Raw genomic sequence first — 15,744 nt, 5'->3', positions numbered from 1 at the left:
ACCATCAATGCAATGTGACTCAACTTGGTCGGTTCATGGGTCATACGCTCAAAGCGGCTGAGAGGACAGCATTGGCCGAGTTGGTCGATACCGAGATGATTCATCTGGAGCGAAACGGGATCTATACGTTGGCGACAGAGGGGTTCTGGTTTCTGCTCTATCTCTATTTCAGTCAGCCTCAGGCTCTCCCCGGTGACGTGCGCTTTTCCAACTGGAATTACATCGCCTATGCCAGGCTGTTGATGCAGGGAAAACAGGCAGTCTGGCATCAGCGTGAGTTGCGTGAGGCAGACAGGGAAGTGTTCGGCGCCATGGGCGCGACGCGAGTTTTTGGTTACCTGTCCCTCAAGTTACAGCAGGTGATTGCAAGATGCTGGCATGAGGAAGAGTTCCTCAATGGAATCCCTAGTTACTCTTGGGGAGAGTTGTGTTCGGAGGGGGATAGGCCAGTGATGGCAGATCAGCTCTCCTATATGCAGTTCGAGCAGGATTGTCTGCTGACGCTGCAGACGTCTGACTATCCGGGAGGTCCGAGCGAGCTTGTCGATTTGCTGCGTGGCTATAAAGGTGATGGGACCGGGCAAGCGGCCGCGTTGGAGCTGGCGTTGCTGACATGGCGTGTTCGTGCCAGCCAGAAGGGTTTTTTCCCCGGTGGTTTGACCGTGATTTGGTTCGGTCTGCTTGCAGTTGTGGGGGGAGATATCTTCAAGTGGCACAAGCAGGCGATGACATGGGCGAAAAAACAGCATCCCTGGCTGGTGGAACCCTTGTTGCTACTGGGCGAGAAAGGTCGGATGCCGCCCGCTATCTTGATGCGAGAGTGGCGTGGTCCTGTTGAGGCGTTTACTTCCCAACCTCACATAGCTTGGGGGCAACTGTGGCTGGTGCTCTGTTTGCTATGGCAGGCCCAGCAGTCAGGCGTTGATGTTGGCGAGTTGGCAACCTGGCAAGTAGAGCCCCTTTTAGCGGCGCCCCCACAGCACCTGTTGATGGCGCTGTGTCAGGATTTGCTGCGTCTGCTGCTGGATAAGTCAACGTCCCTTGGCATCTTTGCGATTCATCGCCCTGCACAGTGGGAGCGTTGGCTCGCCAGCTTGCCATCGCCACAGCAGGAAGTAGGTAAATGTGAACGGCTGGTGTGGCAGCTTGACAAGCGTGGCGACGAGCTGGTTTGCCGCTTGCAAAAGGAGAGTGTCAAAGGCGGCTGGAGCAGTGGTCGGGTGATTCACAACCTGTGGGATATCGACAACCTCTATCCCGAGGTGGCTGACGAGCAGGATCTGCGCATTGCTCATAGCATGCGGCATAACTACTACTGCGCCCCTGATCTCGGTACATTGCGGATATTGGCAGAACATCCCCGCCTGCAAACCAGTGATGGCACGCCCTTGGCCCTGCTGTTCAACTCACCACTGGTCACCATTGAAGAGCGTGAGGGTCGCTGGCAAGCGACCCTGATGAGCGACGGTAAAGCGGTATCGGTAACCAACCGCAAGAAAATTACCCCGATTGCCGCCGATCTGTGGCAAGTGGAGGCGGTGCCAGCCAAGGTGCAAGAGCTGTTGCCCCATCTTGCGCGCATGCCTGAACTGCCAGCCGAAGCGCTGCCTAAATTGGCAGATACCCTCAACAATCAACCAGACCTGGATTGGATCAGTGAGCATCCGGCGCTCTGCAGTCATACCCGGCTAAGCCCTTGTCCCATCGATGCGGTGATGTTGGCTGATTTGCAAAAAGAGACCCTGAACCTGCAGCTGGTTAACCAGTTGGCGGGGGGCAAGGCGATCCCCTTGGGGCTGGGGGCGGAATTCATTAAAGATTGGCAAGCCCCTCATCACTATTGGCAGCGGTCATTGAAGCAAGAGCGCGCCCTGACCAAAACAGTGGCCAAGGCGTTGGAATTGGTGGGCAAGGGCCCCTGGTCGCTGAGCGGCGTTGAGATGATCCCCATGCTGGAACGGTTCGCCGCCCTTGATGAACTGGGGGTTCGCTTGCAATGGCACAGCGACAGCCAGAGGATGCATCTGATTGGCGAAGAGGCGCTGACTCTGCGAATAGAGCAACAGCAGGAGTGGTTTGCCATCGACGGCGAATTACAGGTCGATCAGCAGCAGGTGCTCGATTTACGGCTGTTGTTGCGGCAAGTGGCCGGTGGCCGGCGCTATATCACCATTGAGGGTAAACAGGCTCAGCTGATGTTGAGCGAATCACTGCTGGCGCGGTTGACCACCTTGGCGGCGCTGGTGGATGACAAGCAGCAGGTCAGCCAGCGGCTGGCCTATCCACTGATGCACCTGCTTGAGCAGAGCGCGGTCAGCGGAGATGCAGGATGGCGCGGGCTGACCGACGCCTGGCGCCAGCAGGCCAGTTGTCCGGCCGAGCTGATGACATCGCTGCGCGATTATCAGAGGGTGGGGGTGCAGTGGATGGCCAATCTGGCACAGCACCGCTTCGGGGCCTGTCTGGCTGACGACATGGGGCTGGGCAAAACCATCCAGGCGTTGACCCTGCTTCGGCTTAGAAAAGAGCAGGGGCCTGCGCTGGTGATCGTGCCCACTTCGCTGTTGACCAACTGGTGTGACGAGGCGGCCCGTTTTGCCCCTGAGCTGACGGTACAGGTGCTCAATGAGCAGCAAGACAGGGGCGCAGCAGTGGCCAATCTGGGGCCGGGCTCCCTGCTGTTGACTACCTATGGGCTGGTGTCCAGCCATGCCGAGCTTGGCGAGATTAAATGGGCCACCATAGTGGCCGATGAGGCGCAGCAGATTAAAAATGCCAGCACGGCGCGCGCCAAGGCGCTGTTCAAGCTCGATGGCGAGTTTCGACTCGCCTTGAGTGGCACTCCGGTTGAAAACCATCTCGGTGAGCTCTGGAGCCTGTTCAACTTTATTAACCCGGGTCTGCTTGGTAATAAAACCCATTTCAAACAGAGGTTTGGCAAGGCGAGTCGTGATCCGGCCCATCTTGCCCAGTTGAAAGGAGTTATCGCGCCCTTTGTGTTGCGGCGCCTCAAACGCGAAGTGTTGGCCGAGCTGCCAGAAAAAACCGAGATCGTTCATCACATCCAGCTCTCCGGGCCGGAACTTGCCCTGTATGAGGCGAGCCGGCGCGAAGCATTAAGCCAGATGGAGAGTGGTGAGGGGCACAACCTGATGTTGATGCTGAGCAACCTCACCCGGTTACGGCGTATCTGTTGTTCACCCGCCTTGCTGCTGCCCGATTGGTCGCAGCCACAGAGCAAACTGGATGCGGCGATGGAGCTGGCGCTGGAGGCCATCGACAACGGTCACCGGATCTTGATTTTCAGCCAGTTTGTCGATCTGCTGACCCTGCTGCGTCAGCGTTTGGCCGATGTGGCGCTCGATTACTGCTATCTCGATGGCAGTTGCAACACCAAGCAGCGGCAACAGGCGATCGCACGTTTTAAAACCGACGCGATACCGCTCTTTTTGATCAGTTTGAAAGCAGGAGGCACCGGGCTCAACCTGACTGAGGCCGATACGGTTATCCATCTCGATCCCTGGTGGAATCCGGCGGTAGAAGATCAGGCCAGCGATCGGGTTCACCGGATGGGTCAAACTGAGCCGGTCACCGTCTATCGATTGGTGTGCGAGCAGACGGTGGAAGAGAAAATTGTGGCGCTGCATGCCCAGAAGCGGGAGCTGGCCGAAGGCGTGTTGGGCGATCAGCATCAGGTGGCACAGATCGATGCTGAGGTGATCAAAAACCTGTTATCGGCGAACTGATATCTCTGGCCGCGTCTTTCAGGATGGGTATTGAGGAGCAGAGCTTAAAGACGTTGCAGGCGCTCGTTTTCCACCAGCTCGATACCATGTTCCTGCTGGCTGAGCACTATCATGGCGTGGGCGACCTGGCTGGCGTCGATGGCGCGCCAGCGGCGCAGCTTGCCGATGAGCAGGGGACGCAGCAGCGGATAGAGTGCCTGAAAAAATTGCTCGGAACGGCGTGGCGGCTGGCGGTTGCCGAGCAGCATGGCGGGGCGCACTATGGCAAGCCGTTGCCAGGATTGTGCCAGCAAGGCCTGTTCCATCTGCCCCTTGGTGCGGGGATAGAGGGCCGGTGAGCGTGGGTTGGCTCCCAGACTCGAGACGACGATGAGGCGTTGACAGCCGTGGCGGAGAGCGAGCTTGGCAAAAGCCAGCACATAGTCGTGGTCGACCCGACGAAATGCGTCGTCAGAGCCTGCCTGCTTGCGGGTGGTGCCCAGGCAGCAGAAGGCGATGTCGACAGGGGAGGGCAGGTCCAGATCCGCCAGTTGTTCGAAGTCGGCTGGCAGCCAGTGATGCCGGGGCTGGGGAGCACCCGCCTTGCGACAGAGCAGGGTCAGTGAGTGAGCGGGATCGAGTTGGCGGACAAGGGCTGTGCCGATCAGTCCGCTGGCACCGGCAATCAGGATCTGGCTCATCAAGCACTCCTTGCGAACGAGATAAAACAAAACCGGCGCTGGGCCGGTTTTGTGAATGCGATCAGAGCGGGGTGTGGAAGGCCGCAGGTAACGGGAAGTCGCCGGTGACCGTGGCCAGCTTGTCGTTGGCGAAGGTCACGGTGAGCTCTTTGCGCTCTTTTTCGCCGCGCCCCGGCTGGAATTCATAGAGGTAATACCAGGTGTTCGGGTCAAAGCCATCGCGCAGCATGGCGGAGCCCAGCACGAACTCGACCTGTTCGCGGGTCATGCCCTGGCGCAGTTTGTCGACCTGTTTTTGTTCCACATAGTTGCCCTGGGGAATATCGATGCGATAGACCAGGCTGCAACCGGACAGGGTGAGGGCGGTCAGGGCCGCGGCAATCAGGTGTTTCATCCGCATATCGAGTTCAGATCATCCATTCAAGTCTTTTACGCTGGCCGAATCATACCTACTCCCTTGGCGGAAGTAAAAGCCATGGAAAAAATAGCCAGAGGGCGCCTGGCCCTCTGGCCGATGGGATCACTCCTCAACGGTGGGGATGGGGCGGACCAGTCGCAGCATGACGCTGGATAATCCTATTCCGCCAACGTTGAAGGTTTCCCCGCTGCCGGCAAAGTTCAGAAAGTCGTATCCTTCCCCCCCCGAACTGTCTGAACCAAAGGCGATGTTGGCCAGTGCCCAAAGTTGTTGTTCAGCTGCGCGGCATGCAGTTTTGACATCATCGGGAGCCTCGATCCACTGCTCAGCTACCTTATCCCACTTGGAGGCTGCGTCAGCACACAGGGTGTCTTTGTCTGCTGCTATCTGTGATTGGAGCGATGTCGCAGGGTAACCTTGTGCCGCATAAATGGCCGGCTGGCACTGGTTGTTGTAGAGGGTAAACAGTTCCTTGATGTCGGGTGCCCGCCAGGGTTGTGCGGGTGTACCAAGCCGGTCGTTGGCCTGCTTGATAACGCCCATCAAGGGATTGTCTTCAGCATTGGCGCGGGTTGAAATAAACGCGGGTGTGCCCTCGCAACCGGTGCCATCGGTACTGGCGTGCTGACCATAGGGGCAATAGAGCCACTGCAGACCTGTGGCTCTGTCGTTGACCACGTTCAGCTTGCCCTCGGCCGTGTCGACCTGCTCGCTGACGAAACGGTTGTGATCGTTCTGATAGCCAGGCAGACACTCGCTGGCCTGGCTGGTGACCGGCAACAGGGTGGCGATCAGCAATAGGGGGGGGAAATAGCGGTGCATTTTATTCTCCTGTGACCTTGAAGCCATCGCTGACCAGCATGACGTAATGGGGTTGATACTGGCGGGCGATACTGCCTCTGAGGTCAGAGCCTGGCCGTACCTTGTAGGCATCCGGCCCGCCATCATCCTGGCTCCAGGTGCCGACCGGGCGGCTCACTGGCATGACATCTGCCGTCCAGAAGCCGTAAAAGATACCTTCCAGCTTGTTCCATTTGCCGTAGGTGTATGCCAGGCCGGAATAGAGCGGGAAATAACGGGTATCGAGCGCAATGGGGTTCTCTTTGGTCAGGGTCATGATGCCGTAGAACTCCTGCTGGCTCGGGGCGCGCCAGTTATCCAGGCCGCACAGCTTGCTCTGATTGACCTGATTGACCTGACGTTTCAGGTTGCAACGGCTTCTATCACTTGCCAGGGTGCCACTTTGCGGGTCATAGCAGCTGCCGTTGAAGGCGTTGTCGCTCTGGATATCGTCATAAGCAAACAGGCTCTTGTCATCGTGCAGGGAGGATTCCCCATCCTTGTGTTGCACCTTGGTTTCCCATACCAGTCCGCTCAAGGCATCAACCACGCAGGCGAAGGGCAACTGTTTGTAGGAGAGGTCTTGCCGTGGCAGGGGTTGTCCCTGGCTGTCCAGCTTGATGTAGCGAGCGCCAAGCACCCCATCCTGATTGCTGTTGACGGCCTCACCGCTCAGGGGATCGCAGCGATTGTCCAGATCCCGTCCCCGCTTGCCGTCATCGTCTCCCATGCTGTGGGTGATGCGGGTATCGGCCACATGCAACTGGCCCGTCCGATAGTGGAGGGGGGCGCTGATGGTGCCGCCTTCGCTCATCACTCTTATCTGGTAGTCCTGATAGCGAGGGAGACCCTTGAGGGTGATGCGAGTCTGCTGGCTGCTGCCTTGCTGTTCGGCGTTTTCAATATGCTCAAACGGGGTTTTCCCCCAGCCAATCCGATACTGACTCGCCCCCTCCTGGGGTTGCCAGCCAAGGGTGACCCAGTGGCTGCCATCCTGATCACGGCCCTGGCCCAGAATGGCCAGGCCGATCACTTGATCTGACAACACCTCGCGCTGACAGACGGGGGATAGGGGGCTGTTGGGGTAGGGGGTGACCCAGCTACCCGGTGTGCTGGTACCGGGATAGAGAAGTGCATCGCTTTCCGAGTTGCGGATAAGACCGGCCGCCGCCTTGATGATGTGGGAGATGTTCTTGTCTGGATTGGCATTCAACAGGGGGCCCAGCCCGCTATTGTCGGCGATGGCGGATTCCAGTTTGAACAGGTCCGGTATCTGATTGTTGCGGGACACGGTTGAATATTCATTGGCCATGTTGATCTCCAGCCAGCTCAGCAGTTGCTGGCGAAAATCAGTGCCTTCGATCAGGTTGACGGGTTGCTGCCAGAGCTCCCCCTCGGCCTGCAGGGCGACCATGGCTGCCAGCAGCTCAACCTGATGCCTCGGCAGTGCCTTGAGTTTTTGATCCAGCTCCGCCAGGGTCCAGGCTTGCCAGTCCAGGAAAGAGCCCATGCCGGCACTGAGTGTGGCTTTGAGCAGCAGGGCTTGCTGGGCCGTGCTGGTATAGCCCACTTGCAGGCGCGGGAATTCGCTGGCGGTGAGGATGCCGTCCCGGTTGCCGTCCTGCTTGACCAGTTCGCACAGGGATCCGAGTACGGATCGCAATTCCACTTCGCTCTTCTCATCCTGTACCACCAGGGTGAGGGTGTCCTGCATCAGGTCGTCGCTGGTCTCGCTCTCGCCAGGCTGGCAAGTGGTGAAGGTATTGTTGAGGTCCGGCAGTGCGAGGGTGAGGCTGTACTGGTTGCCCTGTTTGACGGGCAGACCGTCAAGCACCTGGCCATCCAGGGCCCTGACGGGGAGTCGCTGTGGCCGTATTGGGCGTTCCGGTTTGAAGTAGTTCTGGTTAAGGCCATCGTGATTGGGCTTGGCGCCTATCTCTACCATGACGGTCGGCTCACCAAGCCTCGAGGGGAATATTCCCTGCAGGGTCAGCTGTCGATGAGGGTAGAAGGTGGCGTGCAGCTGATAGGCCGGGGTGCGGGTGTCGAGGGCCGCCATGGCTTTGACCGCAGCCGCCAGCATGGTCTCCGTATCGACAGGCAGTGCCGTCCCTTGCTGGACGGCATAGTTCAACAGCCCTTCTCGCAGGTCAGCACCTGGCTGAACCTGCTGGTAGGCGACCAGGTGCTCGGCCAGCTGGGTGATCTCGCTGACAGGGAGGGGAATGTCGCCATCGAGTACCAGTTGCAGCAGTGCGGTCAGCTCGCGGGCCATGCCGTGATTGAGCTGTGGATCGCTGACCAGCTGCGCCGTGACATCCTGCCTGCCTTCCCGTTTTTGCAGTGCCGTGGTGAGGCTCTGGTATGCCAGCAGCATGGGGGAGAGGTGCAGATGGGGGGCCTCCTGTTCGGTGATGATGCCATCCCCATTCTGATCCTGCTTGAGCAGTTGCTCCAGCGAGGGCAGCTGACTGCTGAGGATAGACGCACTCTGCTGGCGGTTGCTGGCGGTCAACCTCAGTGGTTTATCCTGAGGCCACTGGCTCAGCTTGAGTTTGAACCCAAAGCTGCCGTCGGCCAGGGCGCTCTGAGTCACGCACACCTTGTCGGCGCAGAGCTGGATATCGAATTGGGCTCCCTGCTCGTGTGTGATGGAGAGCGCACCCGCCAGATCCAGGCTGGTGGGTTTGGTGGCAGGATCTGGTGCCTTGTCCGGTTGATCCGGTGGTGTAGGCGGGGTCACAGTGCCTGTGTTGCCTGTGTTGCCTGTGTTGCCTGTGTTGCCTGTGTTGCCTGTGTTGCCTGTGTTGCCTGTGTTGCCCGTGCCGCTGCCGTTGTTCCCGGTGTTGTTGTCCGATGGCGGGGTCACAGGATCCGGGGGGGGAGGCGTGGTTTGACTGCTGCCGTTATTACCACTGGTGTTGCCGTTGTTTCCTTCCTGATCCGGGGTACCCAGCTCGGCCTTGCATGCCAGCAAGGTTGCGCAGCAGAGGGCCAGGATCAGGGGTCGCGTTGTCCTGAACAAGATCGACTCCATTATTGTTCTATAGGTGAATAAGCTGCCGAACCAGTCTCTTCTTGCGAGTTGAACGATTAGCGCAGTTTTTTTTGCTGTTAAAAGTGTCAAAAACGAAAATTCACTCTGCGAATTATTTCATTTTATGATAATGATATTGATTCTCGTTTGCGATCTCAATATTATATTGTCGCTGTTTAATTTCAGGCATAAAAAACAGGGACAATAAAATGAAGATGCGAGTTTGGGATTACCTTGGGGACTATCTGAAGGATGACACCGGCGCCACGGCGATCGAATACGGCATTCTGGCGGCGGGGCTGGCGGCCGGGATCCTCGCCATCTTCGGCTCGGACGGGATCTTCATCACGGCCTTGAAGGAGAAGTTCACCGCCATAGTGGCGGGGTTGAACATGGATGCCGCGGGCAAGTGACAGCGCTCGGGCAGTGGCTGGCCATATTGATGGCGTGCTGGTGTCTGGTCAGCGACTTGTTTGAGCGGCGTGTCCCCAACCTGGCTGTGCTGGTACTGGCACTCTGGGCGCTTTGGCTGCTGCCGTTCAATCCGCTTTCGCTGACCCTGGCCCTGCTGACACTGCTGCTGGGGCTGTTTGCCTATCACAGGGGCTGGTGCGGGGCCGGTGACAGCAAGTTGCTGGCGGTTTGCCTCTATGGTGCATCCGGACGCTGGCCCGAGTTGCTGCTCTGGATGGCATTCTCGGGTGGCGTGCTCAGCCTCGTATGCCTGGCTTATGCCCGTTTCCGGCCATCTCCCGAGCCCGTCACTGTGCCTTATGGATTCGCCATTTTGTGGGCGGCGAGTCTGACCACTCCTCTATTTATGTAGTCACACCTATGAAGAAACTCCTCTCTCTTATCGCTGCACTGCTGGTGCTGGCGGCGACGCTGGCTGCCTTCTGGCCGGTTGAACCGGCGCCGCAGAAGACAGTTCCACCGCGAGACCTGACATCGGAATCGACAGCTTCCGACAGGGTCGCCCAGGTGCTGGTGGCCGCCCACAGGGTACAGGCCGGCTCCTTTATCCATCCCGAGGATCTGGTCTGGCAAACCCTGCCCGCCGCCGAGGAGATGAATCTGCCGGGGCTCTTCCTGTTCGGCTTTACCGATACCAAGGCACTCAAGGGAAGTCTGGTCACCCGTACCCTGGAGTCGGGGCAGATTGTCTCGTCTGATGATCTGGTGCGCCCGGAGCAGAGCCACTATCTCTCCGCCATGATGGCGCCGGGGATGCGGGCTGTGACCCTGGCGCTGGGGCGGGAGGCGGCCAGCCATGGCCTGATCCGGCCCGGCAACCGGGTGGATGTGATCCTCACCAGCAAGCATGCCCGTCAGCACAATGCGCAAGGGGCCGAGGTGACCAGCAACCAGTCGGCGGAGATCATTCTGATCGACATCAAGTTGTTGGCCATCGATGCCCAGGTGACCGATATCGCCGCGCTCAACGGCACTGCGGCGGCGCAGGACAACTTCGATCAAGTGGCTGTGACCTTCGAGCTGGCCCCGCGGGCGGCAGCCCGTCTGCTGCTGGCCCATCGATTGGGAGAGCTGGCACTGGTACTGCGCTCGGCCCAGGGTGCCCCTGCGGGCAGCGAGGCTGTTGCCCTGCCTGAAGGGAGCCTGATATGGGCCGAGCAGGTGGCCAGTGGCCAGAACCCGAGGGCCATTCCGGGTCACGGAGTCCGGATCAGTTATGGCGACGGCAACGACCGTAACCGCCAACCTTAATCAACCCAGAAAGGACACGATGTTGCGAACATTCGCCATGGTGCTCGCCCTGCTGCCGTTATGGGCAGTGGCGGCAGAGAGCCTGACTCTCACCCCCGAGCAGTCCACCCTGCTCAATTTCGATGAACCCGTGCTGGATGCCTTCGTCGCCAACTCGGAGTTGGTGCGGGTACACAGCCCCTCTGATCAGCAATTGCTGATCTATGGTCGCAAGGTTGGCCGCACCGATCTGGTGGTCACCGCGCAGGATGGCCGCACCCTGGGTCACTACCGGGTGCAGGTGGTGGCGGATCTTGCCCCCCTCAAGCAGCTGGCCAGGCAGCACTTTCCCCAGAGCCGACTCACCTTCAGCGAGTCTGGCGGCGCCATAGTGGTGGCGGGGGAGGTAACCAGTCCGCTGCAAGCCCACGAGATCCTGGCCATGGTGGAGGCGTTCGCCAAAGGCATTCAGCCTCAGGGAGTTCCCTCTGGCCCAGTCGCCCCCGCTCAGCCTCAGAGCGGTAATCAGGATGAGGGGGCGGCGGTCGCCGGTGGTGGCAGCGGGCAATATGCGAACGTCATCAACCAGTTGCGTCTGGCGGGCTCGGATCAGATCAACATATCGGTGCGCATCGTCGAGATGCAGCGCACCACCAGTGAACAACTGGGATTGCGCTGGAGCGCCATGGGGGAGTACTTGCAGCTGGGTGTCTCGCCGGGCAACCGTTTCCCCAACCCCGCCGAGCGGGGCAGTTGGGGCGGCAAGAAGGATGTGGTCTACATCAACGCCATCATAGATGCACTGGTGGAGAACAGCCTGGTCAATGTGCTGGCCGAGCCTAACCTGACGGCCAAATCCGGTGAGGCCGCCACCTTCATGTCCGGTGGTGAGTTCCCCTTCCCGGTGGGCAATGGGGATAACGGGCCCGAGATCGAATTCAAGAAGTTCGGCATCTCGCTGGAGCTGACTCCCACCTTGCTCGACAACAACCGCATCAGCCTGACGGTTTCACCCGAAGTGTCGACCTTGAGCCGCGAGAACAGCGTCTCCATCGCCGGGGTCGTGGTGCCGGGCATAGAAACCCGTCGCACCACCACCACCATAGAGCTGGCGGATGGCCAGAGCTTCGCCCTGGCGGGCCTGGTGCGTACTCATCGCAACCAGAGCAACGAGGCCTTGCCCTTCCTCGGCGAGATCCCCGGGCTGGCCCCCTTCTTTGGCAGCAACAGCTTCAAGAACCAGGAGAGCGAACTGGTGATCATCGCCACCGCCCGCCTGGTGCAGCCCACCAGCGATCCCCTCTCCCTGTCGACGCCGCTGGATCACTATCGGGCGCCGAGCCGGTTCGAGCGGCTGTTCTTCACCGACATGGGGTCAACCGAGCGACCTGGTGCGCAAGCGACTCGCCTGTTTGGCAACTACGGCTACAGCTACTGAGGGAAGTGACCATGTTAAGAGAGACACTGTTGCTGGCCCTGGCGTTACCGCTGATGGCCTGCACCACCCAACCCCCTGCCGCCACCCTCAAGGATCAGCTGCAGTTCCGGGTTGCCCCGTCGCAACTGCAACAACAGCTGCAATGGCAACTGGCCCCGCTGGCCAACCGGCTGGAGGCAGGATCCCTGCACCTGACGATCACGGGCCCGCAACCCGGTAGCCGGGAGCCAACTCCGGAAGCTCTGCGCCAGCAGTTGGCCCAGTGGCTGGCGCTGGAGACCCGCCTCACCTTCATCCCGGCGACCCGGCAAGCGTATGAGGTCGAGCTTGACGCCACCTTGCAATCCGACACCTGCCGCTATGCCAGAGGCGTATCTTTGGCATCGCCCGGCGCTTGTCTGGTACTGCGCAACCAGTATCGCGCCCAGAGTCATGGGGAGCACTGGGCCCGCGGCGCCCGCTATGACGGCAGTGGCAGCGCCCTCGATGCCGGTGCCGTGCAGCGCCTCTATCAGGGCAAGGCCAAGTCGGCCAAGAAACAGCAGACGACAGGGGAGTAGTGCATGAGTGAACAAGCCAAACAACTGGTGGCTGTCACCCGCCAGCCGGCCCTGCATGCCGGGGTCGGCCTGGTGCTGGCCCAGCTGGCCGAGGTCGAAGCCCGACAGATCCCGGGCTCCCTGGCCGAGGCCAGGGCCTACTGCCTGGCGCAAGGGGCCCCCGATATCCTGCTGGTGGAGGTGGAAAATCCACAGACGCTGGCGGCCGATCTGGCCGCCCTTGCCGAGTGCTGCCCGCCCCAGATGCGGCTGGTCCTGCTGGGGGAGAGGGGGGACGTGACCCTGTTCCGCTGGCTTATTTCGGTGGGAGTGGATGATTACTATCCGGCGCCGCTGGATCCCGATGCCCTGCGTACCGGCCTGCTGCGTCTGCTGGGGGTGCCGCTGGTGACCTCATTGCGCAAGGGGCGGGTGATCTGCGTGGTCGGCGCCGCCGGTGGCGTGGGCACCAGCACTGTGGCTGCCAATCTGGCCATGGCGTTAGCCGACCAGCATCACCGTCAGGTTGCGTTGCTGGATCTCAACCTTCGTCACAGCCGTCACCCTATTTTGCTGGGCAGCGACTATGCCCCGCCCGGTGAACAGTGGTGGCAGGCTACCGATCGGCTCGATGGCACCCTGCTGGCCCACACTGCCCATCAGCTTGGGCCAAGGCTCTTCCTCTTCTATGACGAGGGGCAGGAGCTGGTGCTCGGTGCCGAGCAACTGGTGGCGGCGGTCAACGTGATGGCGGAGCACTACAGCACCCTCATTATCGATGTGCCGGATCTGCGCACCCATGGGCTGCGTGCCTTGCTGCAAGAGGCGGACGTAGTGCTCTGGCTGCACGATTTCAGTCTGGGGGCACTGCGGCTGCTGGGGCAATGCCCGCAAGGCGGGCCGGCCCAACGCCGCCTGCTGGTGGGCAACCACTGCCGTGGCAAGGAGGGGCGGGTGCCGGCGCAGGAGCTGGAGCGCGTCTGTGGTCAGCCCCACGCCGCCGTGCTGCCCTATGATCACGGCGCCTTTGTGCGCGCCGAGCGTGCCGGGCAGCCACTCATCCAGCAAAAGAGCAAACTGGCTCGCGCCCTGACCTTGCTGGCGGGTGAGCTGGTGGGGGCTCAGGTCACAGGGCGAGGGCGGCGCTGATGTTCGGACAAGCCAACAGCCGACTGCCGTCGGTGCCAGGGGCGCTGCTCACCCTGTCTGATGCCGCGCGGGAGGCCTTCTACGAGCTGGTTGAACCCTCGGTGGCCGCCACCTTGCCGCGCGCCGCGCTGCTGGAGCGGGTCACCCGTGCCCTCGCGCAGCTCTCGACCCGCCGCATGTTGCCCTATAACCGTCAGGAGCTGACCCTGCTTGCCCGTCAGCTGGTGGACGAGATGGTGGGCGTGGGGCCGCTGCAACCCCTGCTCGATGACCCCGAAGTCTCGGACATTCTGGTCAATGGCCCGGACAAGGTCTATGTGGAGCGACACGGCAAGTTGACCCTCTCCGGAGTGCGCTTTCGCGACCGCCAGCATGTGTTCAACGTGGCGCAGCGGATCGTCAATGCGGTGGGGCGGCGGGTGGATGAGTCCACCCCCATGGTGGATGCCCGACTGGCCGATGGCAGCCGGGTCAACGTCATTGCGCCGCCCATCGCCCTGTGTGGCACCACCATCTCCATCCGCAAATTCCCGAGTAGCCGCCTGACCCTGACCCATCTGGTGGAGAAGGGGGCCCTGTCCGATGTCATGGCCCGCTTTTTGGGGCTGGCGGCGCGCAGCCGCTTCAATGTGCTTATCTCGGGGGGAACGGGGTCGGGCAAGACCACCTTGCTCAACGCCCTGAGCAAGCACATCAACGACGACGAGCGGATCATCACCATAGAGGATGCCGCCGAGCTCTCCCTCGAACAGCCCCACTGGGTGCCGCTGGAGACCCGCAACGAGAGTGCCGAGGGCAAGGGAGAGGTGAGCGTACGCGCCCTGGTGCGCAACGCCCTGCGGATGCGGCCGGATCGCATCATTCTGGGGGAGGTGCGCGGCGCCGAGGCGTTCGACATGTTGCAGGCGATGAACACCGGCCATGACGGCTCCCTCTGCACCCTGCATGCCAACACCCCTGAAGATGCCCTGTTGCGGCTGACCAACATGTTGCAAATGGGGGCTGAACGGCTCTCCGATCAGATCATCCAGGCCCAGATCGCCAGCGCAGTGGATCTGGTGGTGCAACTGGAGCGGATGCGTGACGGTCAGCGCCGCATTACCGCCATCAGTGAAGTTACCTCGCTGGAAGGGAGCCAGATCAGGATGCAGCCGCTGTTTCGCTTCGTGCTGGAATCCGAGCTGCACGGCAAGCTGCAGGGGCGCTTCATTGCCCATCCCCTCTCGGCCGGAGTCGAGGAGAAAGCCCGTCAGGCGGGTTTGCTGACCGAGCTGCATGAGTGCATGGCGGGTGCCGGGGAGCCGGTGTCATGAGCACGCTCATTCTGGTGTGTCTGGGCTGGGGACTGGCCTGCCTGCTGCTCTGGCAATGGCAGAGCCGACGCGACGCCTGGCAGCAGCAGTGCCAACGCTATTGCCAGCCCGCGCAACACAAGGGGGCACGGCCTCTGCCCCACTGGTATCAGCAGATGGTGACCATGGTGGGCCAGGATCAGCTGACCCGCTGGACCTGGCAGGGCCCGGCGGGGGCGGCCCTTGCCTGCGTCTTGCTGGTGGCCAATGGCATGCCGTTCTGGCTGGCACTGCTGCTGGCGGTGGGCGGGGCTCTTTCCCTCGGGCTGGTGGTCTATCAGCAACTGCAACAGCGAGCGCTGGAGCGGTTTCGTACCCGGTTGCCCGAGGTGATTGACGGCATGATACGGGCGCTGCGGGTCGGGGCGCCATTGGCGGATATCTTCAAGCTGGTGGCCTGTCAGCAGCGCGGTCTGATGGCCCGGTTGTTTGGTCAGATGCATGACGAGTTGCAGGTAGGTCAGCCGGTGGCGCAGGTGATGCAGCAGGCGGCGAGCCGGGTCGCGGTGGCCGAGTTTCAGTTTTTGACCATAGTGCTCAGCCTGCAACAGGAAACGGGCGGCCGCCTCTCGGAGGTGCTGGCGCAACTGGTGGAGACACTGCGTGCCCGCCAGACCCTGGCGGCCAGCATCCAGACCATCACGGCCGAGAGTCGCAATGCCGCCAAGGTGCTGGCAGCGCTCCCCGTCATCATCTTGCTGGTGCTGTTCACGACCGGGCGGGAGCACTTCACCTACCTGATGACCACGGCCAGCGGCCAGTGGGTATTGGGATATGTCTCCATCAGCGTGGCGGTCGGGCTCTGGCTTATCCGTCGCCTCACACGCCTGCAGGGGTAGCT

13 protein-coding genes are annotated in these 15,744 nt (G+C 61.0%); 9 read left to right on the top strand and 4 right to left on the bottom strand.

What is annotated here, in order from left to right; all coding sequences use genetic code 11:
- Nucleotides 1–71 precede the first annotated feature (71 nt).
- The gene (locus GWQ31_RS03410) at nt 72–3,746 is read left to right on the top strand and encodes a DEAD/DEAH box helicase (RefSeq protein WP_275908634.1); all 3,675 of its coding nucleotides are present in this window, start codon (nt 72–74) and stop codon (nt 3,744–3,746) included.
- Nucleotides 3,747–3,790: 44 nt separating this feature from the next.
- Here the strand turns inward: GWQ31_RS03410 and GWQ31_RS03405 are convergent, their stop codons facing one another.
- The 4 genes from GWQ31_RS03405 to GWQ31_RS03390 all read right to left on the bottom strand — a co-directional run bounded on the left by GWQ31_RS03405 (nt 3,791) and on the right by GWQ31_RS03390 (nt 8,709).
- Nucleotides 3,791–4,426 carry an NAD(P)H-binding protein gene (locus GWQ31_RS03405; RefSeq protein WP_265448283.1) on the bottom strand — a complete coding sequence of 212 codons (636 nt, stop codon included), beginning with the start codon at nt 4,424–4,426 and terminating at the stop codon, nt 3,791–3,793.
- 61 nt (nt 4,427–4,487) lie between these two features.
- Nucleotides 4,488–4,826 carry an outer membrane protein assembly factor BamE gene (locus tag GWQ31_RS03400; protein WP_011898937.1) on the bottom strand — a complete coding sequence of 113 codons (339 nt, stop codon included), beginning with the start codon at nt 4,824–4,826 and terminating at the stop codon, nt 4,488–4,490.
- 120 nt (nt 4,827–4,946) lie between these two features.
- On the bottom strand, nt 4,947–5,666 hold the full coding sequence (locus GWQ31_RS03395) for a DUF1566 domain-containing protein (protein ID WP_169046486.1): 720 nt from the start codon (nt 5,664–5,666) through the stop codon (nt 4,947–4,949).
- Between the two features lies 1 nt (nt 5,667).
- Nucleotides 5,668–8,709, bottom strand: a complete 3,042-nt coding sequence (locus GWQ31_RS03390; RefSeq protein ID WP_275908633.1) for a DUF1566 domain-containing protein — start codon at nt 8,707–8,709, stop codon at nt 5,668–5,670.
- A 221-nt stretch (nt 8,710–8,930) separates the two neighbouring features.
- Here GWQ31_RS03390 and GWQ31_RS03385 point away from each other — a divergent pair, with 221 nt between their 5' ends.
- Genes GWQ31_RS03385 through GWQ31_RS03350 form a run of 8 tightly spaced genes read left to right on the top strand, consistent with a single transcriptional unit; the run spans nt 8,931 to nt 15,742 of the window.
- Complete coding sequence (locus GWQ31_RS03385) at nt 8,931–9,134, top strand: Flp family type IVb pilin (RefSeq protein WP_005312855.1); 204 nt, start codon at nt 8,931–8,933, stop codon at nt 9,132–9,134.
- Complete coding sequence (locus GWQ31_RS03380; RefSeq protein WP_265462218.1) at nt 9,131–9,547, top strand: prepilin peptidase; 417 nt, start codon at nt 9,131–9,133, stop codon at nt 9,545–9,547. Before GWQ31_RS03385 ends, GWQ31_RS03380 begins: the two co-directional genes overlap by 4 nt.
- Nucleotides 9,548–9,555: 8 nt before the next feature.
- Nucleotides 9,556–10,446: a Flp pilus assembly protein CpaB gene (gene cpaB, locus GWQ31_RS03375; protein WP_275908632.1), complete on the top strand. Its 891-nt coding sequence runs from the start codon at nt 9,556–9,558 to the stop codon at nt 10,444–10,446.
- A 19-nt stretch (nt 10,447–10,465) separates the two neighbouring features.
- Complete coding sequence (flpC, locus tag GWQ31_RS03370) at nt 10,466–11,863, top strand: type 4 pilus assembly secretin FlpC (protein WP_275908631.1); 1,398 nt, start codon at nt 10,466–10,468, stop codon at nt 11,861–11,863.
- A gap of 11 nt (nt 11,864–11,874) precedes the next feature.
- Nucleotides 11,875–12,423 carry a pilus assembly protein FlpD gene (locus GWQ31_RS03365; protein ID WP_159165922.1) on the top strand — a complete coding sequence of 183 codons (549 nt, stop codon included), beginning with the start codon at nt 11,875–11,877 and terminating at the stop codon, nt 12,421–12,423.
- A 3-nt stretch (nt 12,424–12,426) separates the two neighbouring features.
- Nucleotides 12,427–13,551, top strand: a complete 1,125-nt coding sequence (locus GWQ31_RS03360) for a P-loop NTPase (RefSeq protein ID WP_275908630.1) — start codon at nt 12,427–12,429, stop codon at nt 13,549–13,551.
- Nucleotides 13,551–14,864 carry a CpaF family protein gene (locus GWQ31_RS03355; RefSeq protein WP_275908629.1) on the top strand — a complete coding sequence of 438 codons (1,314 nt, stop codon included), beginning with the start codon at nt 13,551–13,553 and terminating at the stop codon, nt 14,862–14,864. The genes GWQ31_RS03360 and GWQ31_RS03355 overlap by 1 nt, the downstream gene beginning before the upstream one ends.
- A complete protein-coding gene (locus GWQ31_RS03350; RefSeq protein WP_275908628.1) occupies nt 14,861–15,742 on the top strand; it encodes a type II secretion system F family protein in 882 nt (293 codons plus the stop codon). Before GWQ31_RS03355 ends, GWQ31_RS03350 begins: the two co-directional genes overlap by 4 nt.
- Nucleotides 15,743–15,744: the final 2 nt, after the last annotated feature.

The sequence above is a fragment of the Aeromonas sp. 2MA4 genome (assembly GCF_029237305.1).
In the GTDB taxonomy this organism is placed as follows: domain Bacteria; phylum Pseudomonadota; class Gammaproteobacteria; order Enterobacterales; family Aeromonadaceae; genus Aeromonas; species Aeromonas salmonicida.
Note: the sequence above shows the minus strand (reverse complement) of the source record. Positions and strands in the feature narration are given on the sequence as shown.

Coding starts and splice junctions, on each gene's coding strand:
- GWQ31_RS03385 (WP_005312855.1), top strand. CDS start 8,931: ATGAAGATGCGAGTTTGGGATTACCTTGGGGACTATCTGAAGGATGAC.
- GWQ31_RS03360 (WP_275908630.1), top strand. CDS start 12,427: ATGAGTGAACAAGCCAAACAACTGGTGGCTGTCACCCGCCAGCCGGCC.
- GWQ31_RS03400 (WP_011898937.1), bottom strand. CDS start 4,826: ATGCGGATGAAACACCTGATTGCCGCGGCCCTGACCGCCCTCACCCTG.
- GWQ31_RS03355 (WP_275908629.1), top strand. CDS start 13,551: ATGTTCGGACAAGCCAACAGCCGACTGCCGTCGGTGCCAGGGGCGCTG.
- GWQ31_RS03405 (WP_265448283.1), bottom strand. CDS start 4,426: ATGAGCCAGATCCTGATTGCCGGTGCCAGCGGACTGATCGGCACAGCC.
- cpaB (WP_275908632.1), top strand. CDS start 9,556: ATGAAGAAACTCCTCTCTCTTATCGCTGCACTGCTGGTGCTGGCGGCG.
- GWQ31_RS03365 (WP_159165922.1), top strand. CDS start 11,875: ATGTTAAGAGAGACACTGTTGCTGGCCCTGGCGTTACCGCTGATGGCC.
- GWQ31_RS03350 (WP_275908628.1), top strand. CDS start 14,861: ATGAGCACGCTCATTCTGGTGTGTCTGGGCTGGGGACTGGCCTGCCTG.
- GWQ31_RS03395 (WP_169046486.1), bottom strand. CDS start 5,666: ATGCACCGCTATTTCCCCCCCCTATTGCTGATCGCCACCCTGTTGCCG.
- flpC (WP_275908631.1), top strand. CDS start 10,466: ATGTTGCGAACATTCGCCATGGTGCTCGCCCTGCTGCCGTTATGGGCA.